The sequence below is a fragment of the Methylobacterium sp. PvR107 genome (assembly GCF_017833295.1).
Lineage (GTDB): Bacteria > Pseudomonadota > Alphaproteobacteria > Rhizobiales > Beijerinckiaceae > Methylobacterium.
Window position 1 is genome coordinate 1,078,464 of record NZ_JAFIBW010000001.1, and the last position, 21,702, is coordinate 1,100,165.

The 21,702-nt window shown below is 70.5% G+C and carries 26 protein-coding genes, 1 tRNA gene and 1 riboswitch; of the genes, 11 read left to right on the top strand and 16 right to left on the bottom strand.

Annotated elements, in window-relative coordinates; genetic code table 11:
* Positions 1-4: 4 nt before the first annotated feature.
* From JOE48_RS04945 to hrpB, 7 genes are all read right to left on the bottom strand, one after another.
* On the bottom strand, positions 5-1,243 hold the full coding sequence (locus JOE48_RS04945; RefSeq protein ID WP_210028397.1) for a CCA tRNA nucleotidyltransferase: 1,239 nt from the start codon (positions 1,241-1,243) through the stop codon (positions 5-7).
* Entirely contained in the window at positions 1,240-1,497 is a 258-nt protein-coding gene (locus tag JOE48_RS04950; protein ID WP_210028398.1) for a DUF6111 family protein, read from the bottom strand. The genes JOE48_RS04945 and JOE48_RS04950 overlap by 4 nt, the downstream gene beginning before the upstream one ends.
* 13 nt (positions 1,498-1,510) lie before the next feature.
* Positions 1,511-2,182, bottom strand: coding sequence for a CoA pyrophosphatase (locus JOE48_RS04955; RefSeq protein ID WP_210028399.1), 672 nt, complete (start codon positions 2,180-2,182; stop codon positions 1,511-1,513).
* Positions 2,179-2,763: a DUF1285 domain-containing protein gene (locus JOE48_RS04960; RefSeq protein WP_210028400.1), complete on the bottom strand. Its 585-nt coding sequence runs from the start codon at positions 2,761-2,763 to the stop codon at positions 2,179-2,181. The genes JOE48_RS04955 and JOE48_RS04960 overlap by 4 nt, the downstream gene beginning before the upstream one ends.
* A gap of 69 nt (positions 2,764-2,832) precedes the next feature.
* Positions 2,833-4,041, bottom strand: coding sequence for an SMP-30/gluconolactonase/LRE family protein (locus tag JOE48_RS04965; protein ID WP_210028402.1), 1,209 nt, complete (start codon positions 4,039-4,041; stop codon positions 2,833-2,835).
* An 88-nt stretch (positions 4,042-4,129) separates the two neighbouring features.
* A complete protein-coding gene (locus JOE48_RS04970; RefSeq protein WP_210028403.1) occupies positions 4,130-4,555 on the bottom strand; it encodes a PaaI family thioesterase in 426 nt (141 codons plus the stop codon).
* 44 nt (positions 4,556-4,599) lie between these two features.
* Positions 4,600-7,053: an ATP-dependent helicase HrpB gene (hrpB, locus tag JOE48_RS04975; protein WP_210028404.1), complete on the bottom strand. Its 2,454-nt coding sequence runs from the start codon at positions 7,051-7,053 to the stop codon at positions 4,600-4,602.
* Between the two features lie 157 nt (positions 7,054-7,210).
* On the opposite strand from hrpB, the gene JOE48_RS04980 reads away from it, so the two are divergent.
* The 4 genes from JOE48_RS04980 (at position 7,211) to JOE48_RS04995 (ending at position 9,475) form a co-directional block, all read left to right on the top strand.
* A complete protein-coding gene (locus tag JOE48_RS04980; protein ID WP_210028405.1) occupies positions 7,211-7,849 on the top strand; it encodes a carboxymuconolactone decarboxylase family protein in 639 nt (212 codons plus the stop codon).
* A gap of 146 nt (positions 7,850-7,995) precedes the next feature.
* Positions 7,996-8,229, top strand: coding sequence for a hypothetical protein (locus JOE48_RS04985; protein ID WP_210028406.1), 234 nt, complete (start codon positions 7,996-7,998; stop codon positions 8,227-8,229).
* 105 nt (positions 8,230-8,334) lie between these two features.
* Positions 8,335-8,703: a hypothetical protein gene (locus JOE48_RS04990; protein ID WP_210028407.1), complete on the top strand. Its 369-nt coding sequence runs from the start codon at positions 8,335-8,337 to the stop codon at positions 8,701-8,703.
* Between the two features lie 73 nt (positions 8,704-8,776).
* Positions 8,777-9,475: a YoaK family protein gene (locus JOE48_RS04995; RefSeq protein ID WP_210028409.1), complete on the top strand. Its 699-nt coding sequence runs from the start codon at positions 8,777-8,779 to the stop codon at positions 9,473-9,475.
* Here the strand turns inward: JOE48_RS04995 and JOE48_RS05000 are convergent.
* The 5 genes from JOE48_RS05000 to JOE48_RS05020 form a co-directional block, all read right to left on the bottom strand.
* Positions 9,465-9,713 carry a flagellar protein gene (locus tag JOE48_RS05000; RefSeq protein ID WP_210028410.1) on the bottom strand — a complete coding sequence of 83 codons (249 nt, stop codon included), beginning with the start codon at positions 9,711-9,713 and terminating at the stop codon, positions 9,465-9,467. The genes JOE48_RS04995 and JOE48_RS05000 overlap by 11 nt on opposite strands.
* Positions 9,714-9,809: 96 nt before the next feature.
* Positions 9,810-9,974, bottom strand: coding sequence for a hypothetical protein (locus JOE48_RS05005; protein ID WP_210028411.1), 165 nt, complete (start codon positions 9,972-9,974; stop codon positions 9,810-9,812).
* 78 nt (positions 9,975-10,052) lie between these two features.
* Positions 10,053-10,139 (bottom strand) — tRNA-Leu (locus tag JOE48_RS05010).
* Complete coding sequence (locus JOE48_RS05015) at positions 10,118-11,365, bottom strand: FAD-dependent monooxygenase (RefSeq protein WP_210028413.1); 1,248 nt, start codon at positions 11,363-11,365, stop codon at positions 10,118-10,120. The genes JOE48_RS05010 and JOE48_RS05015 overlap by 22 nt, the downstream gene beginning before the upstream one ends.
* 13 nt (positions 11,366-11,378) lie before the next feature.
* Complete coding sequence (locus JOE48_RS05020; RefSeq protein ID WP_210028415.1) at positions 11,379-11,636, bottom strand: zinc-finger domain-containing protein; 258 nt, start codon at positions 11,634-11,636, stop codon at positions 11,379-11,381.
* A 196-nt stretch (positions 11,637-11,832) separates the two neighbouring features.
* Here JOE48_RS05020 and map point away from each other — a divergent pair, with 196 nt between their 5' ends.
* The 6 genes from map to JOE48_RS05050 all read left to right on the top strand — a co-directional run bounded on the left by map (position 11,833) and on the right by JOE48_RS05050 (position 17,608).
* Entirely contained in the window at positions 11,833-12,660 is an 828-nt protein-coding gene (gene map / locus JOE48_RS05025; RefSeq protein ID WP_210028416.1) for a type I methionyl aminopeptidase, read from the top strand.
* Positions 12,661-12,699: 39 nt separating this feature from the next.
* Positions 12,700-13,413 carry a RadC family protein gene (gene radC, locus JOE48_RS05030; RefSeq protein ID WP_245253107.1) on the top strand — a complete coding sequence of 238 codons (714 nt, stop codon included), beginning with the start codon at positions 12,700-12,702 and terminating at the stop codon, positions 13,411-13,413.
* A 96-nt stretch (positions 13,414-13,509) separates the two neighbouring features.
* Positions 13,510-14,949, top strand: coding sequence for a circularly permuted type 2 ATP-grasp protein (locus JOE48_RS05035; protein ID WP_210028418.1), 1,440 nt, complete (start codon positions 13,510-13,512; stop codon positions 14,947-14,949).
* Between the two features lie 65 nt (positions 14,950-15,014).
* Positions 15,015-15,962, top strand: a complete 948-nt coding sequence (locus tag JOE48_RS05040) for an alpha-E domain-containing protein (protein WP_210028420.1) — start codon at positions 15,015-15,017, stop codon at positions 15,960-15,962.
* Between the two features lie 21 nt (positions 15,963-15,983).
* Positions 15,984-16,811 (top strand): transglutaminase family protein, encoded by an 828-nt coding sequence (locus JOE48_RS05045; protein ID WP_210028421.1) that lies wholly within the window; start codon positions 15,984-15,986, stop codon positions 16,809-16,811.
* A 44-nt stretch (positions 16,812-16,855) separates the two neighbouring features.
* Complete coding sequence (locus JOE48_RS05050; RefSeq protein WP_210028422.1) at positions 16,856-17,608, top strand: peptidase; 753 nt, start codon at positions 16,856-16,858, stop codon at positions 17,606-17,608.
* 141 nt (positions 17,609-17,749) lie between these two features.
* On the opposite strand, the gene JOE48_RS05055 is transcribed toward JOE48_RS05050, so the two are convergent.
* Genes JOE48_RS05055 through thiO form a run of 4 tightly spaced genes read right to left on the bottom strand, consistent with a single transcriptional unit; the run spans position 17,750 to position 20,623 of the window.
* A complete protein-coding gene (locus JOE48_RS05055; RefSeq protein ID WP_210028423.1) occupies positions 17,750-18,367 on the bottom strand; it encodes a thiamine phosphate synthase in 618 nt (205 codons plus the stop codon).
* 17 nt (positions 18,368-18,384) lie between these two features.
* Entirely contained in the window at positions 18,385-19,188 is an 804-nt protein-coding gene (locus JOE48_RS05060) for a thiazole synthase (RefSeq protein ID WP_210028425.1), read from the bottom strand.
* A gap of 2 nt (positions 19,189-19,190) precedes the next feature.
* Complete coding sequence (gene thiS, locus JOE48_RS05065) at positions 19,191-19,403, bottom strand: sulfur carrier protein ThiS (RefSeq protein WP_210028426.1); 213 nt, start codon at positions 19,401-19,403, stop codon at positions 19,191-19,193.
* Positions 19,400-20,623, bottom strand: a complete 1,224-nt coding sequence (gene thiO, locus JOE48_RS05070; RefSeq protein ID WP_210028428.1) for a glycine oxidase ThiO — start codon at positions 20,621-20,623, stop codon at positions 19,400-19,402. Before thiO ends, thiS begins: the two co-directional genes overlap by 4 nt.
* A 64-nt stretch (positions 20,624-20,687) precedes the next feature.
* Positions 20,688-20,816, bottom strand: a riboswitch (TPP riboswitch).
* A gap of 183 nt (positions 20,817-20,999) precedes the next feature.
* On the opposite strand from thiO, the gene JOE48_RS05075 reads away from it, so the two are divergent.
* The gene (locus JOE48_RS05075) at positions 21,000-21,506 is read left to right on the top strand and encodes a TIGR02281 family clan AA aspartic protease (RefSeq protein WP_312893080.1); all 507 of its coding nucleotides are present in this window, start codon (positions 21,000-21,002) and stop codon (positions 21,504-21,506) included.
* The last annotated feature ends 196 nt before the right edge of the window (positions 21,507-21,702 follow it).

Below are 21,702 nucleotides of genomic sequence, written 5' to 3' on the forward strand. Positions count from 1 at the left end.
CGGTTCAGCGGGCGCCGTCCAGCGCAAGCGCCAGCAGCTCGGCCCGCGCCGCCGCGCCCGTCGGGCAGCCGCGTTCCAGCCAGACCTTCCGAGCCGCGGCGAGCCCGCGGCCGATCGCGGGACCGGGCGCGATGCCCGCCGCGACAAGATCCGCGCCCGCCAGTGGATAGACCGGCGAACCTCCCTCCCCGCGGAGCGCGTCGAGAACAACGCGTGTTTCCCCGGTCAGTGCAGGCCGCGGCTCACCGGTCACGATCGCCAGGGCATCGCTGAGGGGCGCCAGGCCATGCCGCGCCGCCAGGGCCCGGACAGCGGCGCCGTCGAGCGCGGCACGATCGTGCAGCTCGGCGAGGACGTCCGCGTAGTCGGTGAGCTGGGCATGCTCGCTCTTCGACAGCCGCAGGCGTACCCGGAGGCGTTCGGCATCGTGGCTGGCCCCGACCGCGAGGGCCGCGAGGCGCATGATCGGGGGCAGCGTCGCGGCCGAAGCGCGTTGCAGCCGCCCGAACTCGCCGACGCCGCCGGTGATCCTGAGCAGCAGGCCGGTCGCGCTCAGGGTCGAGACCAGGGCTGCACCGCCGGAGGCCGCCAGAAGCTTCAGGAACTCCGCACGGACGCGCTCGCGCGAGAGCCTGTCCAGGCTATCGCGTGCGGCCACACAGGCGGCGAGCGCTTCCGCATCCGGTGGCCCGGCGCCGAACCGGGCGTGGAAGCGGAAGAAGCGCAGGATCCGTAGGGCATCCTCGCGGATGCGGGTCGCGGGATCGCCGATGAAGCGCACCCGCCCGGCTTCCAGATCCGGAAGACCGCCGACGGTGTCGTGCAGCCGGCCGTCCCGACCGAGCGAGAGCGCGTTGACGGTGAAGTCGCGGCGCTCCGCATCGCGGGCGAAATCGTGACCGAACCGCACGATGGCGTGGCGTCCGTCCGTCTCGACATCCTCGCGCAGGGTGGTGACCTCGATCGGTCCATCCTCGGTGACCAGCGTGACGGTGCCGTGCGCGATTCCGGTCGGAACCGCCTTCAGCCCCGGCCTGCGTTCTGCGGCGGCGATCACCGCTTCGGGCAGGAGCGTCGTCGCGAGGTCGATATCGGCGGACGGCGTTCCCAGCAGCGCGTCGCGGACGCAACCGCCGACCAGGCGGGTCTCGGATCCGGGTGCCTCCAGGGCGGCGAGCGCCTGACGCACCCCGCGGCGGTCGAGCAGGGCCGAGAGGCCGCCGCGTTCGAGATCACGCCTCACCGGAAACCACCCGGGACGAGACGGCCGTTCTCCATGTGGGTCGGAACGTAGCCGCCGGCGCGCCGCTCGGAAAACAGGCCTTCGTAGACGAGCGTGCCGATCACCACCGCCAAGCCGGCGAGGACGAGGCGCCAGAGATGCGCGTCCCAATGCACCCGGCGCAACGGGTTGCGGCCGGCCAGGACGAGATAGATCAGGAACAGCGCGAAGGGGATGAGGAAGAGGCCGAACTCTTCGAGGACGCGACGCAGCATGGCGATCCGTAGCCTATCCCGCCGACCGGCGGACGCGACCTGACTCCGGTTCCGGGTAGAGCCGCTCCCGCAGATTGTTGAGGATTCCGGCGGTGACGCCCCAGATCAGACGCTCTCCGAAGGGGAGTGCATAGAACCATCGGGTCCGGCCTTGCCACTCCCGCGACCGCAATCGGTAGCGCTCCCGATCCATCAGCACCGACAGGGGCACCTCGAAAACGTCCGCGACCTCACTGGGGTTCGGCCGGAACGTCGCCGTCTCGGAGACCAGACCGATGACCGGCGTCACGAGGAACCCGGTGCCGGACAGGTAGGGGTCGATATACCCGAGCAGGCGCACCGATTCGGGCGGCAGGCCGATCTCCTCGAAAGCCTCCCGCAGGGCCGCATCCGCCGGTCCCGGATCCGTCGGATCGATCTTGCCGCCCGGCAGCGCGACCTGGCCGGAATGATCGCGCAGGTTCGCGGCGCGCTGCGTCAGCACGAGGTTCGGCCCGGCGGCCCGGAAGACCACCGGGACCAGCACCGCGGCCCGCCGGTGCGGCGGCGGCGGGATCACGGCCGCGCCATCCGGATCCAGGCAGTGGTCACCGCGCGGATTGGAGGTCGGATCGTCCGGTCCAGGCGGATGCGGCGACAGACCGGACGCGGCCCGGGCCAGGAAATCGGCGAGGGGCTCGCTCACGCGGCGGCGGCCGGAGCGATGCGGTGGAAGACGCCGCCCGCCCAGAGGCCGAGCCAGGCTTGCCCGTCCACCATACGGTCTTCGGCCAGATCCACGAGGTCGTAGGTGAGCGCCCGGGTGATCAGCGCCCAAAGGCCGCCCCGGACGTGGAGATAAGGCTTGAGCGCGCCGTCGGGCCCTTCCTCGAAGCGCAGGGCGTGATCCGCGTCGACGCTCACCAGATCGTCCACGTTGGTGCGGAACGCGATGCGCCGCGCCTCACCCGTGCCATCGACCGCCATCTCGACCGCGATGAAGGCCGCATCCTCGACGGTGATCCCGACGCTTTCCACCGGCGTGACCAGCACAATGCGCCCGTCCGGCTCGCGCCGCAGGATCGTGGAGAACAGCTTGACCAGCTTGTCGCGCCGGATCGGCGAGCCGTTGTGGTGCCACGTGCCATCGGCCGCAATACGGATGTCGATCGCGCCGCAATAGGGCGGATTCCATCGCTCGACCGGCGGTAGCCCGCGCCTGGGCAAATCCCCCAGAGCCGCACTGAGGCGGCTCAAGGTGGGGTCTGAAGGAGGATCCACGGTCATGCCCGCTACAGATAGCGCTCCACAGCCTCGTCAGCCATGGCCGGAGACACAGGATCCTTCGACGACGATCTAGGCCGGACCGGCGCCCTGGGTATTCACCGTCACGGCGTAGATCGACTGACTGGCCGCCATGAACAGGCGGTTCCGCTTGGGGCCGCCGAACGTGAGGTTGCCGCAGACCTCCGGCAGGCGGATCCGCCCGATGAGCGTTCCCGCCAGGCTCCAGACCGTCACGCCGTTGTAGCCGACCGCGCGGCCCGCGTTGCTCGACACCCAGAGATTGCCATCGACGTCGGTCCGCAAGCCGTCGGGCCCGCATTTGACGCCATCGACGACGCAATCCGCGAAGAGGCGCTTGTTCGACAAGGCGCCGCCGTTCCCGACATCGAAGGCGTAGATCTCGCCCTTGCCGCCGGGACCCGTATCGCCGGGTCCCTTCCCGGTGGAGCAGACGTAGAGCGTCCGGTGATCGGGCGAGAAGCACAGCCCGTTCGGATCGGGAACCTGATCGTCGGTGAGGACACGATCGATCCGGCCGGCGGGATCGATGCGATAGACGGCATTGGGCAGGACGCGCCGCGTCGTCACGGTCCCGGCCGGCTGCCCGAGCCGCGGATTGAGATGGCCCTTCGGATTCGAGGGACCGCCCGCCTCGTCCGGCAACCCTTCGTAGAGCTGGCCGCCGTAGGGCGGGTCCGTGAACCAGTAGGCGCCGTCGATGTGCTGGACGACATCGTTGGGCGCGTTGAAGGGCTTGCCCTCGAAGCTGTCGGCCAGCACCGTTGCCGAGCCGTCGAGTTCGTAGCGGACCACCCGGCGGCCGGCGTGCTCGCAGGACAATTGACGGCCCTGGCGGTCGAAACTGTTCCCGTTCGAATTGCCGCTCGGTGCGCGGAATACGGAGACGTGCCCGTCCTCCTCCAGCCACCGCAACTGGCGATTGTTGGGGATGTCGCTCCACACGAGGAAGCGCCCGACGGCGTTCCAGGCCGGTCCTTCCGCCCAGAGCGCACCGGTCCAGAGACGGCGAATGGCGCTGTTCGGCACCACATACGACTCGAAGGCCGGGTCGATCGTGATCACGTCGGGATCGGTGAAGTAGGTGGTCGGCGCCGCACCTGGCCGGAAGTCCCGCGGTGGATCCGTCACCGTGCTGGGCGGCCCCGGTCGAGCCCTTGCGCCGCCGGCCGCCGCGATGACGGCTCCGGCCGCCGCGATGACGGCCCGGCGCGACGGCGCGACAGGTGTGCCTGTGGCCCATTTGGCGGATGCGGTCATTTGCGGATCTGGCATGCGGCCCCCCAGCCTTTCCCCGCCCCGATCGGCGGTGCGAGCCAGAGAACTAGGACTGATATCCTGATGGCGGTCAACCCGGACGCCGCCGCAGGATCTTCCAGACGCCGTCGGCCGAGGCCAGGAGGCGTGTGCCTTCGCGAACGTCGCCGCGCATGAACACCAGGGAGCCGGTGCGCTTGACCACCTGCGGGCGGATCTCGATCCAGTCACCGAGACGCCCGACATCGATGAACTTCATCTCAAGCTGAATGGTCACGCAATTGGCGCCGTCCGCAGCCCGCATGGCGGTCTCGCCGAGGGCGCGGTCGGCAAAGCTCATCAGCATGCCGCCATGGACAACGCCGATCAGGTTGGCGTGCTTCTGCTCGGCCCGGAACGCGTAGGCGCCGTCCGAGCCACGGAAGTGCAGCGGGCCGACATGGGCGATGAAGCCGTCGTCCTGCACGACCGTCCAGCCGGCGGCGGACGGGTCGAAGGCGTTCGTCTCTGTCGTCATGGGATCCTATCCGGATGTCGGGAACGTAAGAAAGGCTGCCGCGATCACGTCCCCCGCGGCTTCGCCCGGCGCGTCGGCGCTTCGCTGAGCGGATCTTCCGGCCAGGGATGGCGCGGGTAGCGCCCGCGCATCTCGGCGCGCACCGCCGCCCAGGAACCCCGCCAGAAGCCCGGCAGATCGCGGGTGATCTGGATCGGCCGGTGCGCGGGCGAGAGCAGGTGCAGCACGAGCGGCCGTCCGCCGGCGACGGGATGACGGTCGAGGCCGAACAGCTCCTGGACCCGGACGGCCAGCACCGGTTCCTCGGCCCCGTAATCCACCGGGATGCGCGAGCCGGTGGGCACCGCGACATGGGTCGGCGCCTCCACGTCGAGGCGGGACCGGAGCTGCCAGGATACGAGGCCCTGCAGGGCTCCCGCGAGGTCCTCGGCGGTGATCGCCGCGACGGCGATCCGGCCGAGGAGCGCCGGTGCGAGCCACGCGGCTGCGGTCCTGGTCAGGGCCTCGTCCGACAGGTCCGGCCAGCCATCTCCCTCGGCCGCGTGCAGGAACTGCACCCGGGCGCGCCACTGCGACAGCGCCGGGGTCCAGGGCAACCTGTCGAGACCGAGCGCGGCGATGCCGTTCGCCAGGATCTCGGCGCTTTCCGGCTCCGACGGGACCGGCAAGGGCTGAGCGCCCAGATTGACCGCGCCCAGGCGCCGGACAGCCCGGGCCCGGAGGGCGGCGGCCGATGGGTCGAAGGTGATCTCGGTGCGGGATTCGATCCGGCCGGCGAAGAGCCGCTCGATCGCCTCCGGTTCGATCACGGCCGCGGCGTGGATCCGCGCATGTCCGGCCGCACCGGCCAGGTCGGCGACGACCAGGTGGGTCTCCCGCGCCAGCGGGCTCGCCGGGTCGAGGCGGCCGGCCCGCCCGCTCGCCATCACGAACTCGCCGTCCCGGCCGCGATTCCGGGCGACCCGGTCGGGATAGGCGAGCGCCAGGAGCGGGCCGGCCGATGCCGGCCGATCCTGCGGGCCGTCTCCGGCGATCCGCGCCCAGCCCTGCGCGAGCCGGCGCATGTCGGCGGCGCGGCCGCCGCGATCCAGTCGGAAGCGCTCGACCCGCGCGTCGAGATCGATCCCATCGCCGCCGAGCCCGCGCTCCACCAGTACGGCGGCGAGATCCGCGGCCGCGCGCGCCTGCCTCGTTTCGGCCGCGACCGTCACCATGCGGGCGAGGCGCGGCGGCAATGGCAGCGCGCGCAGGCGGCCCCCGGTTTCGGTGAGGCGACCGTCCGCGTCGAGCGCACCCAGATCGACCAGCATGGCGCGGGCCTCCGCCAGCGCCGGCGCCGGCGGTGGATCGAGGAACGCCAGCCTCCGCGGGTCGGCCACGCCCCAGGCGGCGCAGTCGAGCAGCAGGCCCGCGAGATCCGCCGACAGGATCTCCGGCCGCGAGAACGGTTCGAGGGCCTTGGTGCCGGCCTCGGACCAGAGACGCCAGCACAGCCCCGGCTCGGTGCGGCCGGCGCGGCCCCGGCGCTGGTCCACGGAGGCACGGGATGCCCGGGCCGTGACCAGACGCGTCAGGCCGAGGCCGGGCTCGTAGACCGGCACTCGCGACAGCCCGGAATCGACCACGATCCGGACGCCCTCGATGGTCAGCGAGGTCTCGGCGATGCTGGTGGCCAGAACCACCTTACGGGTTCCGGCCGGTGCCGGCGCGACGGCGCGATCCTGCTCGGCCGGAGTCAGCGCGCCGTACAACGGTGCGACCTGAACCTCCGGATCGACCCGATCGACGAGAAGCTCGGCGGTTCTGCGGATCTCCGCCTGCCCGGGCAGGAACACCAGGACGGATCCAGGATCCGCCCGCAGGGCGCGCAACGTGACATCGGTGATCGACTCCTCGATCCGCCGGTTCGGGTCGCGCTCGACGTAGCGGGTTTCCACCGGAAAGGCGCGGCCCTCGGAGGCGACCACCGGAGCCTCGCCCATCAGCCGCGCGACCCGGGCGCCGTCGAGCGTCGCCGACATGACGAGGATGCGCAGATCTTCCCGCAATCCGCCCTGCGCGTCGAGCGCCAGCGCGAGCCCGAGATCGGCGTCCAGGGAGCGCTCGTGAAATTCGTCGAACAACACCGCGCCGATGCCGGAGAGTTCCGGATCGTCGAGGATCATGCGGGTGAACACGCCCTCGGTCACGACCTCGATCCGGGTGCGCGCCGAGATCTTCGAGCCCAGCCGGACGCGCAGGCCCACCGTGCCGCCGACAGGCTCGCCCAGCGTCTGGGCCATGCGGGCGGCGGCAGCCCGCGCCGCCAGGCGGCGCGGCTCCAGCAGGATGACCTTGCGATCGGCAAGCCAGGGGGCGTCCAGCAGATCGAGGGGCACCCGCGTGGTCTTGCCGGCGCCCGGGGGCGCCACCAGCACGGCGGCGTTGCGCGCGGCGAGCGCATCGCGCAGGGCGGGGAGCGCCGCCTCGATCGGCAATGCGGTCTGGGGATCGGCCATCGGTGCCGCTGATGGCGCGGAGCGGCGCCGCGCGCAACAGCCCCAGCCATTCGGTGACGGCGGGCCGTGTTCGATACCGATCCGGCCGCTGGCCCCTGGCCTGCGCACCGGCCAGACGCGAAGCTGGAGCGTATTCAAAATAATCAGGAGTGAAACGATGCGATTCCGCCGGACCATCCTGGCCCTGGCCGCCCTGCCCCTCGCTGCCTTGCCCCTGGCGCTCGGCGCCGCCCACGCGCAGGACAGGCTACCGACGATCCCGCCGCAGGATTACACCCCCGAGCAGAAGCAGGCGGCCGAAGCCTTCGCGCAGGCCCGGGGCAAGCCGCCCTTCGGCCCGTTCGAGCCCCTGATGTACTCGCCAGAGGTCATGACGCTGGCGCGCTCGATGGGCGATTACCTCCGCTTCAAGCCGAAGATCGGCACCACCCTGTCGGAACTCGTGATCCTGATGACCGCACGGCGCTGGACCCAGGATTACGAATGGTACGTCCACGCCCCGATTGCCGAGAAGGCGGGGATCTCGGCCGACATCATCGCGGCGATCCGCGACGGGCGCCGCCCGGCCCGGATGAATGACGACGAGACCATCGTGTACGATTTCACGTCGGAGCTGCAGGACACCAAGCGCGTCTCGGACACCACCTTCGCGCGGGCCGAGGCCCGCTTCGGCAAGCCGGCCCTCGTCGATCTCGCGGCCATCTCGGGCTACTACACGCTGCTGGCCATGGAGCTGAACGCGGCCCGCTACGCGATTCCCGAAGACGGCCAGCCCCTGCCCCGCCTGCCGGAGTGAGCCGGCTTATCCACAGCGCCGGGAGAGGCGAATCTCCGTTGTCCACAGGCTAGGGCGGCTCGGAGCGGGGCCGCTGCGGCCGCGTTGACGAAGCGTTAACCTTTATGGCTTGTTCTCTTTCCGTTCCCAACGAGGGGGAGAACACCATGCGGAGTGCAGCCGATGCCGTGCGCGACGATCACGCCTGTCCGGTCGAGGCGATCAGCAGCGCGTATCTGGGCTTCGCCGGCGGTGATGCCGCGATCGCGCTGCGCTGCGCGATCGCCGACGCGTTGTCCGACCTGATGGAAGCCGAGCGGCGCACCCGCGAGCGCAGCCGCCTGATCTCCCGGGGCTACATCCGCGAGGCGCCCGACTCGGTGCGCAGTCCCGCAAGCTGAACAATTGCTGCAAACGCAGTTCAGTCTGGATGCAGCGCGGCGGCGGCATCATCATTGTCATGATCCGGGACGGTTCGGACCGCCCCCTTCATTTGGAGACAGGTCATGAAACGCTTCGCTTTGCTTTCGGCCGCCGCGCTGATCGGCGCGGGCACTCTGGCCTCTTCCACCGCGGAGGCGCGCGGCGGCGGCGCCCTCGCGGCCGGCATCATCGGCGGCCTCGCGGCCGGCGCCCTGATCGGCGCCGCGACCCAGGCCCACGCGGCTCCCGCCTACGGGTATGATGGTGGCTACGGCTACGCGCCGGCGCCCGTGGTGGTCCGACCGGCGCCCGTCTACCGCGTCTACGAAGAGGACGCGCCGGTCTACGCCACCCGGCGGACGGTGACCTACGAGCGGGTGCCCGTCGGCTACGGCCCGGCCCGGCACTGGCATCGGGATTGGGACGGCGGCGACGGCTATCGCGGCTGGTGAGACGCGCGGATGACTTGCAGGCTGCGGCGAGACCGGGCTGAATCGGCCCTCCCGCAACCACACCGACGAGTCCATGCTGGTTCACGAAGGCGAGACGCGCACCCCCGAGGCCGACCGGGCGCTCGCCCTGTCCCTCGCGGCGGTGGCCGGCGCGTTGAACACCGCGGGGTTCTACGCGGTCGGCCTCTTCGCCTCGAACATGACCGGGAACATCTCGGCGATCTCGGACCGCGCGAGCACGGGCGATCTCGCCCTGGCGGCCCAGGCCTGCCTGCTCGTCGTCCTGTTCGTGCTCGGCGCCGCGACCGCGACGCTCCTGATCCGCCGCCGCCGCCGGACCGCCGGTCCGGATGCCTACGCGTACGGCGTCTGCGCCGAGGCGGTCCTCCTGGTCGCGGTCGGCCTGCTGGTGCTGCCGCTCCAGGAGCCGGCCCGCAGCCACGCCCTGGTTCTCGGCCTGAGCTTCGTCCTGGGCCTGCAGAACGCGGCCGTGACCAAGATCTCCGAGTCGCGCGTGCGCACCACCCACGTGACCGGCATGATCACCGATATCGGGATCGAGCTCGCCCGCTGGCTCGACCGAGGCGCATCCGTCCCCGATCCGCTGAAGCCCCACGATCCCGAGCGGCTGCGGCTGCACCTGCTGACCGTCACGGCGTTCCTGGTCGGTGGGGCGATGGGCGTGGTGGCCTATCGTCTCATCGGCGTGGCGCTGCTGTTCGCGGCGGCCGCGATCCTGGCCTGCCTCGCCCTCCCCGCTCTCAGGCGCTGATGTCGAGGATCTGCCCCATCATGCGGTCGGCGGTCCGCGCCACCGCGGCGTTCAGCGCGAAGGCCGACTTCGATCCGATCAGGTCCGCGGCGGCGCTGGACAGGTCGAGCTGGGCGGCAGGCGGCAGGGCCGTGTCGCCGACCGGGGCACCGCTCGCCGCGATGGTCTCGGCGGCTTTCCCGAGCCGATCGGTGGCCCGGGTCATGCCGGTCGCGGCGGTCTGAAGGGCGTCGATCATTCCGGAATCTCCCGAGGCCGATCCTGGCAGGGATTCGGCAAGGGCCGGTTGCGGCGATCGCTCAAATGCGAGCGATCCCGGGCGACGCGCGCCGCCTCATCCCTTGGGCGCGCGCACGGTGATCGCGGTGGCTCCGCCCGAGGGTCGGTCCGCATGGGCGATCATCTGCGCGGCGGTCTGGCAGGCCTGTTCGCTGTTGAACGCGGCGGATCTTCCCGCGGAGCCCGATCCGGCCAGCATGATGATCCGCACGTACACCACGCCACGTCCTTCCAACGCGTCGGTCCGACGGCGGCACCGGGCAGAGCGTATCGGGCGGCGGATGGTTTGTGAGCGCGCTGGTGCGGACGGCGGGACTCGAACCCGCACGGCCTTGCGGCCGCAAGATTTTAAGTCTCGTGCGTCTACCGGTTCCGCCACGTCCGCATGGCCCCTCGGTAGCGGGCGCTGCGGGCCTGATCAAGCGGGGGCGTCCAGCCGTAGAGCCAGGCGTAGCGGTCGCGCATGCCGCCCGGGCCGAGGCGGGCCATCACGGCGTTGCGCACGAGCGAAACCAAGCCGCCGGCATGGTAGGTCCGGCCGTTGCTCCGCGCCGCCTTCTGGACGCGCCGCACCCGGGCGGTCCGGGCGTCGGAGAACGCGGCGAGCGCCGTCGGCACATCGGCGTGATCCGCAAGGGCGCGCGTCAGGACGGCCGCATCCTCGATCGCGAGGGCGGCGCCCTGCGCGAGGTAGGGCAGGACCGGATGGGCCGCGTCGCCGATGAGTGCGATCCGGCCCCGGGCGAGCGGACGCGCCACCGCCCGGTCGGCGAGCGACCAGACCAGCCAGGAATCCGGCAGGCGCAGGAGGTCGCGCAACGGTCCGGCGCAGCCGCGGAGATGCCCGCGCAGCACGGCCGGCTCCCCGAGGCGGCCCCAGCCCTCGTCACCCACCGCCTCGGGGACGACGGCCACGACGTTGAGGAACTGGCCGCTCCGCACCGGATAATGCACCACATGCCGGCCGCGCCCGAGCCAAAGGCCGGTCGCGGCGCCCCGCAACGTCTCCGGAGCTGCTTCCATAGGCACCAGGGCCCGCCACGCCGCGGCATAGCCCGGGCGCAGCGGTGCCGCATCGAGATGGGGCCGCAGGCGCGACCGCAGCCCATCCGCCCCGATGGCGAGATCGAAGGCGAGATCCTGGGAGCCGCTCGCCCCCTCCAGGGTCAGCACGGCCTCGGACGGCGTCTCGGCGAGCGCCGAGACGGTGCGTCCCATCATCAGGCGGATCGCCGGGCGGCTGCGCAGCGCGTCGAGCAGCAGCGTCTGCAGGTCGGCCCGGTGGATCACGTAGTAGGGCGCGCCGAAGCGCCTTTGCGCCTCCGCGCCGAAGGCGACGCCGCCGATGCGGCGGCCGCTGTCGAGGGCCCGCACCTCGACCCCGGGGGGCTCGCTCGCCGCCCGGCGCAGGGCGGCCGACAGGCCCAAAGCGGCCAGGATTCGGCTGGCGTTCGGCGAGATCTGGATCCCGGCTCCGACCTCGCTGAAGCCCGTGCGGCGCTCGATCACCGTGACGGCGTGGCCGGCATCCGACAGAGCGAGCGCCGCCGTGAGGCCGCCGATCCCGGCCCCGACGATCCCGATGCGCAGAGGTCGGAGGTCCGAGGACACGGCGAGCGCGCGCCTACTCCGCCGCGAGCTTGGCGTCGTTCCGCCACACGCAGGCCTGCGGCTCCGCTTCGTCGGCCTTCAGGCCGGCGCGGTAGCGGTAGAGCGTCGAGCAGTACTGGCAGATGATCTCGGTGTCGGCGCCCATGTCGAGGAAGACATGCGGGTGGTCGAACGGCGGCAGCGCGCCGATGCACATGAACTCCTTCACGCCGACCGTGATCGCCGGGACGCCCGGCTCGTTGTGGAAGTGCGGTACCGCCTTGCCTGCCATCCGGCCCTCGCCTGACCCGAACCCGATTGCGCGGCGACTCTGCCTGCGTGCCCGGGTGTCTCGCGGCCGCTTATGCCGCCAGCCCCGCGACCGGCGCAAGCCTCGCCCGCCTCTGGCCGGGCACCGCTTGGCCTGCCGGTCCCCAGACCGTACATAGGTGCGACGCCCGATTGATGACCCGCGAAAAGTCCCGACGATGCAGCAGGAACAGGCCACCGCGCAGGGCACGCGCCGCGCCCCGGAACCGCCGATTCACGGTCCCGAGGGCTTCGAGGGGATGCGCCGGGCCGGCCGCCTCACGGCCGAGGCCCTCGATCTGCTGATGGAAGCGACCCAGCCGGGCGTCACCACCGAGGCGCTCGATCAGCTCGCCTACGAGTTCGCCATGGATCACGGCGCCTATCCGGCGTCGCTGCTCTACCGCGGCTACCCGAAGTCGATCTGCACCTCGATCAACCACGTGGTCTGCCACGGTATCCCGAACGACAAGCCCCTGCGCGAAGGCGACATCGTCAACCTCGACATCTGCCTGATCCTCGATGGCTGGCACGGTGATTCGAGCCGCATGGCCTATGTCGGCGAGGTCCCCCGCAAGGCGCAGCGGCTGTGCGAGATCACCTACGAGGCCCTGATGCGCGGCGTCGCGGCGGTGAAGCCCGGCGGCTCGACCAACGATATCGGCCGGGCGATCCAGACCTATGCCGAGAGCGAGCGCTGCTCGGTCGTGCGCGATTTCTGCGGGCACGGGCTCGGGCGTACCTATCACGACGCGCCCACGATCCTGCATTACGTCGAGGCGAGCTACGACGTGCCGTTCAGGCCCGGCCAGTTCTTCACGGTCGAGCCGATGATCAATCTGGGGCGCCCCGCGGTGAAGGTGCTGGGCGATGGCTGGACGGCGGTGACCCGCGACCGCTCGCTCTCGGCTCAGTTCGAGCACACCGTGGGCGTCACCGAGACCGGCGTCGAGATTTTCACGATCTCCCCGAAGGGGCTGCACCAGCCCGTCAATCCCGCCGCCTGACCGACCGTGATCGCCGGGGCGGACGACGGTGATGCGGGGCTGTTCGCCGACAGCGCCGTCCCATCGTCCGTCGAGAAGGAGCCGCCGCATTATCACGGTCACCGCGACCGCCTGCGGGAGAAATTCGCGGCCGGCGGCGGCGACGCACTGCCCGATTACGAATTGCTCGAGCTGGTCCTGTTCCGGGCGATCCCCCGGCGCGACGTGAAGCCCCTCGCCAAGGCCCTGGTCTCCCGGTTCGGCAGCTTCGCCGAGGTGGTGAGCGCCGAGCCGGCTCGGCTCCTGGAAGTGGAGGGTGTGAGCGCCGGGGTCGCCTCCGACCTGAAGGTGATCGAGGCCGCAGCCCGGCGCCTCGCCCGGGGTGCTCTCCGCGAACGCGCGCTGCTCGATTCGTGGAGCGCCCTCCACGAGTACCTGCGCGCCACCATGGCGTTCGCCCCCCGTGAGGAATTTCGCGTGCTGTTCCTCGACAAGCGCAACCATCTGATCGCCGACGAGGTGCAGGGCCGCGGCACCGTCGACCATACGCCGGTCTACCCGCGCGAGGTCGCCCGCCGGGCTCTGGAGCTTTCAGCGACTGCCATCATCCTCGCCCACAATCATCCCTCCGGCGATCCGACGCCGTCGAGCGCCGACGTCGCGATGACCCGCGAGATCGTGAACATACTGGCACCGCTGAAGATCGTCGTCCACGACCACGTCATCCTCGGCCGAAACGGTCATGCCAGCCTGAAAGGTCTGAAGTTGATCTGATCCTCTGGCCGCCTTGAGCGTTATCGCCTGCGTCTATAGCCATGGATGCGTGGCGCGCCTCTTGCCTCAAGAGCGGGAGCGTAGGGGAGGAGCGAGATGGCGGTGACAGCCTTCGACGAGATGAACGGTATCGGCACCGGCGCCGCCGATCCGGCCGCCGTTCGCGACGCCTACGGCCAGCTCAAGGCGTGGCTGGATTCGACGCCACCGGAGCATTTCAACACCCGCCGCAGCCAGGCCGAGCTGCTGTTCCGCCGGATCGGCATCACCTTCGCGGTCTACGGCGACAACGAATCGACCGAGCGCCTGATTCCGTTCGATATCATCCCGCGGGTGATCACCAAGCCGGAATGGGGCTTCCTGGAGCGGGGGCTGAAGCAGCGGGTTACCGCCATCAACCTGTTCCTGAAGGACATCTACGGCGCCCAGGAATGCATCAAGGCCGGCATCATCCCGGCCGACCTCGTCTACCGGAACGCCCATTACCGCATGGAGATGCGCGGCTTCCGCGTGCCCCACGACCTCTACGTGCACATCGCCGGCATCGACATCGTCCGCACCGGCGAGAACGACTTCTTCGTGCTGGAGGACAACGCCCGGATTCCATCCGGCGTCTCCTACATGCTGGAGAACCGGGAGGTGATGCTGCGCCTGTTCCCGGACCTGTTCTCGAAGCACCGGGTCGCGCCGGTGGAGAATTACCCGGACGCCCTGCTCGCCACCCTGCGCAGCCTCGCGCCGGGCTCGGCGACCCGCGACCCGACCGTCGTGCTGCTCACCCCCGGGCGCTACAATTCCGCGTTCTACGAGCACTCGTTCCTGGCCGACAAGCTCGGGGTCGAGCTGGTCGAGGCGTCCGACCTCTTCACCAAGGACGACGTGGTCTACATGCGCACCACCGAGGGCCCGCGGAAGGTCGACGTGATCTACCGCCGCCTCGACGACGAATTCCTCGATCCCCTCGTCTTCCGCCCGGATTCGGTCCTCGGCGTGCCGGGGCTGATGAACGCCTACGAGCGCGGCTCGGTGACCCTCGCCAACGCGGTCGGGACCGGCATCTCGGACGACAAGGCGGTCTACAGCTACATGCCGGAGATCGTGAAGTTCTTCACCGGCGAGGAGCCGATCCTGCACAACGTGCCGACCTATCGCTGCCGCGAGAAGGACGCCTTCGCGTACGTGATGGACAACCTCTCCGACCTCGTGGTGAAGGAGGTCAATGGCTCCGGCGGCTACGGCATGCTGGTCGGCCCGCATGCCAGCAAGCGCGAGCTCGACGACTTCGCCAAGAAGCTCAAGCACGCCCCGGACGGGTTCATCGCCCAGCCGACCCTGTCGCTCTCCACCTGCCCGACCTTCGTGGCCTCGGGCGTCGCGCCTCGCCACGTCGACCTGCGGCCGTTCGTGCTGTGCGGTGCCGACCAGATCCGCATCGTTCCCGGCGGCCTGACCCGGGTAGCGCTGAAGGAAGGCTCCCTGGTGGTCAATTCCAGCCAGGGCGGTGGTACCAAGGACACCTGGGTGCTCGACGCCTGAGGTTTACGACGTCCGGACGTTCCGAGGCGCGGACATCGTGGTCCGCACGACTTGGCTGAAGACCGATGCTTTCCAGGACTGCCGATAACCTCTTCTGGCTCTCGCGCTACGTCGAGCGGGCCGATTTCGTCGCCCGCATCCTCGACGCGGCGCACCGCTTCGCGTCGTTGCCGACGAGCTACGGCGGCGGCAGCAGCAACGAGTGGGACTCCGCCCTGGCCTCGGCCGGCGACCCGGACGCCTTCAAGACCCACTACAGCGCGGTGAACGCCGACACGGTCTGCGACTTCCTGGCGTTCAGCCCGCACAACCCGTCCTCGATCCGCTCCTGCATCGAGGCGGCCCGCGAGAATGCCCGCTCGGTGCGCACGGCGCTCACCACCGAGATGTGGGACGCGATCAACGGCGCGTGGCTGGAGCTGCGCAACTACGCCGGCAAAGACCTCAACCGGGACGAGTTCGGCCGCTTCCTCGACTGGGTCAAGACCGTATCGCTGACCTTCGACGGTTCGGCGTTCCGGACGATGCTGCGCAACGACGCCTTCTGGTTCACCCGGCTCGGCACGGCGATCGAGCGGGCCGACAACACCGCCCGCATCCTCGACGTGAAGTACCAGATCCTGCTGCCGCACGACGAGACGGTGGGTGGCAGCCTCGACTACTTTCAGTGGACCACGATCCTGCGCGAGGTCTCGGCGTTCAACGCCTATCACTGGGTCTATCGCGAGAGCATCAAGCCGCTGCTGGTGGCCGACCTGCTGATGCTCAACAAGCAGATGCCCCGCTCCTTCGCCAACTGCTACGGCGTCATCGTCGAGTACCTGGACCTGATCGCCGATTCGTACGGGCGCCGGGGCCCGAGCCAGCGGCTCGCCGGCAACATGCTGGCGAAACTCGAGGGCGAGGACATCAACCGGGTGTTCGCCGGGGGGCTGCACGAGTTCGTGGAGGCGTTCATCGCCGAGAACAACAGCGTAGGCGAAGCGATCGCCAAGCAGTATCTGGTCGGCTGAACGAGACGGACGGGACAGCGCATGCGCATCCGCGTGGTTCACGAGACCATCTACACCTACGAGCAGCCGGCGCGCGGGCTCGTGCAGGTCCTGCGGCTGACGCCGCGCGATCATGACGGGCAGTACGTCCGCACGTGGCGGATCGACACCACCGTCGACGGACGCCTGACCGCCCGCGAGGACGGGTTCGGCAACGTCGTCCACTGGTTCACCCCGGACGAGCCGGCCGACGCCCTGACCATCCGCGTCACCGGCGAGGTCGATACCGACGACACGAACGGCGTCGTGCGCGGCACGGTTGAGCGCCTACCGGATCAGTTCTACCTGCGCGACACGGACCTGTGTGCCGCGAGTCCGGAGCTGCACGCCTTCGCCGAGCGCGTCGCGACGGCGGGGGACGGTGCCGTTCTGGCCCTGCTCCACCGGCTGATGGGCGCCGTCCAGGGCGCCGTGGCCTACGAGCCCGGCCCCGCCACCAGTGCCGTCCCGGCCGGCAGGGCCTTCGCGGCCGGGCGCGGCGTCTGCCAGGATCTTGCCCACGTCTACATTGCCGCTGCGCGTCACATCGGCGTCCCGACACGCTACGTGGCCGGCTACCGGGCCCGGGACGACGGGCAGGCGGACGTCGAGGCGCCCCACGGATGGGTCGAGGCCCTGGTGCCGGATCTCGGCTGGGTGGCGTTCGACCCCTGCTACGACGTCAGCCCGGCGGACAATTATATCCGCGTCGCGACCGGCCTGGACTATCTCGGCGCGGCGCCGATCCGCGGCAGCCGTACCGGGGGTGGCACCGAAACACTGGACGTGAAGCTGCGGGTCGAGCAAGGCAGGGCCTCCGCTCAATCCTGATCGTTCAGACACCGGTCCGCCGACCGCACGAGGGCCTGAAGACGATGACCTACTGCGTCGGTGTTCTGGTCGAGGAAGGGCTGGTCATGGTCGCCGATACCCGCACCAATGCGGGGCTCGACGACATCTCGACCTACCGAAAGCTCCACCATTTCAACGTGCCGGGCGAGCGGGTGATGATGCTCGCCTCGGCGGGCAACCTCTCGATCACCCAGTCGGTGCTCAGCCTGCTCCAGGAGGGCGTGCCCAGCGAGGACGACGGCGAGCCGCCGCAGAAGCTCGTCGAGGCGCCGACGATGTTCCAGGCGGCGCAGCTCATCGGCCGGGCGATCCGGCTGGTGCGATCGATCGAGAAGGATGGATTCGAGGCCGCCAATATCCGGTTCTCGATCTCCCTGCTGTTCGGCGGCCAGATCGGAACCGACGAGATGCGGCTGTACCTGATCTACTCGGCGGGCAACTTCATCGAGTGCAGCACCGACGCGCCGTTCCTCCAGATCGGCGAGCACAAATACGGCAAGCCGATCCTGGACCGGGCGGTGAAGTACACGACCGAGCTGTACGATGCCCTGAAGGTCAGCCTCGTCTCGATGGATTCGACCATGCGGTCGAATCTCGGCGTCGGCCTGCCGATCGACATCGCCTTGACCCGTCGGAATGCGCTGACGCTGGAGGTGAACCACCGGATCGAGGCCGGCGAGGGCTATTTCCACGACCTGCGCGAGCGTTGGTCGGCGGCGCTTCGGGCCGCGCACCGGGCCATCCCGCGGCCGCCCTATGGGCCTTCCAACTCCTAGAGCCGCCCCATCATCGGGCGTCTTTGCGAGCTGAGCGAAGCAATCCAGGGCGGCGCGTCATCGCCGGACTTGGCGCGTCCCTCGATTGCTTCGCGGTGCTCGCAAAGACGGCATCTGTTACCCTCAGGTCATCGTCCGAGCTTATGAAGCCTCCGCGGCGCTCCAGGCCTTCAGGAGCGCCCGCGTCGCTCCGGCCGGATCCTCGGCGCGCATCAGGCCGCCCATGATGGCGAAACCCGCCGCGCCTGCCGCGCGACAGGACCCGATCGCCTCGGGACCGAGACCGCCGAGCGCCACCACGGGCAGCCCGGCGCCGCAGCTGTCCGTGATTCCCTTGAGACCTAGCGCCGGTCCGTAGCCGGGCTTGCTCGCGGTCGCGTAGATCGGGCTGAGGGTCACGTAATCGGCGCCGGCCTTCGCGGCGGTTGCGGCCTCGCGCGGCGCGTGCGCCGAGACGCCGATCAGCGCAGCCTCGCCCAACGCGGCCCGCGCCGCAGCGATCGCCGCACGCCCCGAGCCGCCGCCGAGATGCACGCCGTCGGCACCGAGGGCGCGCGCCAGTGCGACATCGCCTCCAATCGTCAGGACGCCGTTCATGGCCCGCACGCACTCGGCCACGCGCGTGCCGAGGCGTCGCCGCGCGTCCGATTCCAGGTCCTTGTCCCGGAACCAGATCCAGCACCCGCCGCCGTCGAGGATCGCCTGCACGGTCTCGACGAGCGGCCGCGGATGCCCGTGCCGGTCCGTCACCGCCAGCATCCGTGACGGCAGCGCTGTCACGAGCCGACGAGGCCGAGCTGCGGGCTCGACGGCTCGGCCCGGCCGCGGCGGGGGATCCGCCCGGCCAGATGCGCGTCGCGCCCGGCCTCCACGGCCCGGCCCATGGCGCGGGCCATCCGCACGGGATCGTCGGCCTTGGCGATTGCGGTGTTGATCAGGCAGGCTGAGGCGCCGAGTTCCATGGCGATCACCGCGTCCGAAGCGGTGCCGATCCCGGCATCGACCACCACCGGCACCTTCGCACGGCGGCAGATCAGCTCGAGATTGGCCGGGTTGGCGACGCCCATCCCGGAGCCGATCAGGGAACCCATCGGCATCACGGCGGCGCAGCCGAGATCCTCCAGGCGCTGGCAGATGATCGGGTCGTCGTTGCAGTAGGGCAGGACCACGAAGCCGTCGTCCACGAGGTGGCGGCAGGCCTCCAGCAACTCGGTGACGTCCGGGTAGAGCGTCTCCCGGTCGCCGATCACCTCGACCTTGATCCAGTTGGTGTCGAGCGCCTCGCGGGCGAGTTCGGCGGTCATGATCGCGTCGCGGGCCGTCTCGCAGCCGGCGGTGTTCGGCAGAAAGCGCTTCCCCTTCAAGATCTTCACCGTGTCCGAGCCGTGTCCCTGGAGCGAGACCCGGCGGATCGAGGCGGTGACCACGTCGGCGCCGCTCGCCTCGACGGCGTCGCGCATGATCGCCTGGGTCGGGTAGCCGGCGGTGCCGATGAACAGCCGGGACGACAGGCTCACCCCGGCGATGATCAGGCTGTCGTCCCCGCTCTCCGGGCGCAGCGGCGTCAGAAACTGGTCCATGCTCAACCTCCCTGCATGGCGCGGACGATCTCGACGCGGTCGCCCTCCGCAACCGGGGTCTCGCCCCAGTCCCGACGGCGCAGCACCCGGCCGTTCAGCGCGATGGCGACGCCCTGCGGGCTCTCGATCCCGCTTTCCTCCGCCTCGAGACGGAACAGGGCGTCCACGGTCTCGGCGGCGCAGTCGCGCGGCTCGCCGTTGACGAAGAGCTTCATGCCGAGACCCTCCGGGGCTCGGGGCGGCCGAACCGCGCCAGGGTGAAGGGCCGGGCGACATCCGGCAGGACGCCCTCCAGTATCAAGCCGGCTACGGCGTCGGCGGTGATGGGGGCCAGCAGGTAGCCGTTGCGGTGATGGCCCGTGGCGGCGACGAGACCGGGGGCGATCACGTCGAGGATCGGCGCGTCGTCGTCCGAGGTGGGGCGGTAGCCGCTCCAGACAGCCTCGACCTCCATCTCTTCGATTCCGGGCAGCACCCGGCGTGCGCCCTCCAGCAAGGCGTAGAGGCCGCCCGCGGTGACGCCGGGCCGGAAGCCGCAATCCTCCACGGTGGCGCCGACGATGAGCTGGCCGTCGCTCTTCGGCGCCATGTGGACCTGCTCGGTCCAGATCATCCGGCCAAGCGTGCCGGTGCGCGGCGTGGTACGCAGGGCCAGCGACTGGCCCTTGAGCGGCCGGACCGGCAGAGCGAGCCCCTCCGGCAGCAGGCCGCCCTCCCCGCTCCAGGCACCGGAGGCCAGCACCACGGTCTCCGCCGCGAGGCCGCGATCCCCGGCCCGAATACCCGCGACACGGCCGCCCGAATAGTCGAGGGCGGTGACGGGCGTCCGCTCCACCAGGGTGACGCCGGCCCGACGGCAGGCTTCGGTGAGGGCGTGCATGACCAGCCGGGGATCGACCTGGTGGTCCAGCGGGCAGTGGATCCCGGCGGTGACGGAGGGGCGCAGGCCGGGCTCCAGCCGCCGAACCTCGCTGCCCGGCAGCCAGATCGCGTCGAGCCCGGAGCGGCGCTGCAGATCGAAGCGGAAGCGGAGGCGCTCGACCTCGTCGCGGCCGACCGCCAGGACCAGGGTGCCATCGGGACGGTAATCGATCGCGCGGCCGGACTCGGCTTCCAGGGCATCGCGGAATCCGGGCCAGAGCCGGAGCGACTCCAGGGCGAGCGGCAGGAGCGGATCCGAGCCGGGCTCGTGCTCGGCGGCGGGGGCCAGCATGCCGGTGGCTGCGAGGCTCGCGCCCGCGCCGATCGTGTCCCGCTCCAGCACGGTCACGGTGCGGCCCGCCCGGGCGAGCCGCCACGCAATCGACAGGCCGATCAGCCCGCCGCCGATGACGGCGATGTCGGTCCGCGCCGGCAGAGCCACGGGTGCGACACCGCAATCGGGGCTGCGGCGGCGGCCGATCGGTGAAGCGGGGCGGTCGAGGGGCACGGGCATCTCCGCGGATTGCCGTCGCGGGAACCGGGCCCTGTGCTTCGGTGAGAAGCTGTGGCCTGCCTTTCGGGCGGCCGCGGTCCAATCCCTACGCCGGTATGAGCCGGATCAGGTTCAAAGGATTTCCGCGCCGCAGGTCCTGACGGACGTGCCAGCGGTTTCTCAGCCCCTTGCCGGGGATCTCCCTGGAACGGGACAGATGTGGTCGCCCGCGCCGCATCGGTCAACCCCGCCGCTGACCGGCAGCGGCCGACGGACGGACATTCGTCGGACGCAGTCACCACCCGGATACCAAGCCGGACGAAAGCCAGCCGCCGGGCACCGGCCCTTCACGGATCGGGCGAAGACTACACAGCTCTGTCGGGTCGGAGCGGGAAGCGTGCGCACATTCGTGGTTGTCTGCACGATCGGCTTCCTGTCGACGATGGCTTTCCAGAAGCTGCGTGAGCGGACGCGTCCGGATCCAGTTGAACGGGCCTCAGCCGCGGCAACGGCGTCGGTTCTCGACGGAGCGGTGGCCGGCGTTGCGCTTCAGGCCGGGCGCAACGGGCACTTCTTCGTGAATGCCCTGATGGACGGTCGCGCCCTGTCGATGATGGTCGATACCGGCGCGAGTTCCTGTGCCTTCTCGGAGGAGGATGCCGAGCGGATCGGAATCCGTGTCCGCGCGGGCGATTTCAGCCGCGTCTGGAACACCGCGAACGGGACGGTCCGAGTGGCGCCGATCCGGATCGCCGTATTGCAGGTCGGTTCGATCACCGTGCGGGATGTGGACGCGGTGGTGATCCCGCGGGGGCGCCTCAGCTTGAGCCTGCTCGGCATGTCGTTTCTCAAGCGCCTGCGCGAGTTCAGCGTCAGCGGCGGAACGATGACCCTGCGGGGGTGAGGCGCCCCCGAGGTCCGTACCGGTGCCACGCCCGGACGCCTCGGAGCCGGAGGCCGGTCGCGGGGATCCGCTTCGTCCCATCGCGGGCCTTCCTCGAAGCGATTGCCTGCGACCCGGACCGGTCCGAGGGAAGCCAGATCGCTGCGGCGCCGCGGATGCCGAACTGCGCCTTTCGACCCGGCATGGAAGCCCGATT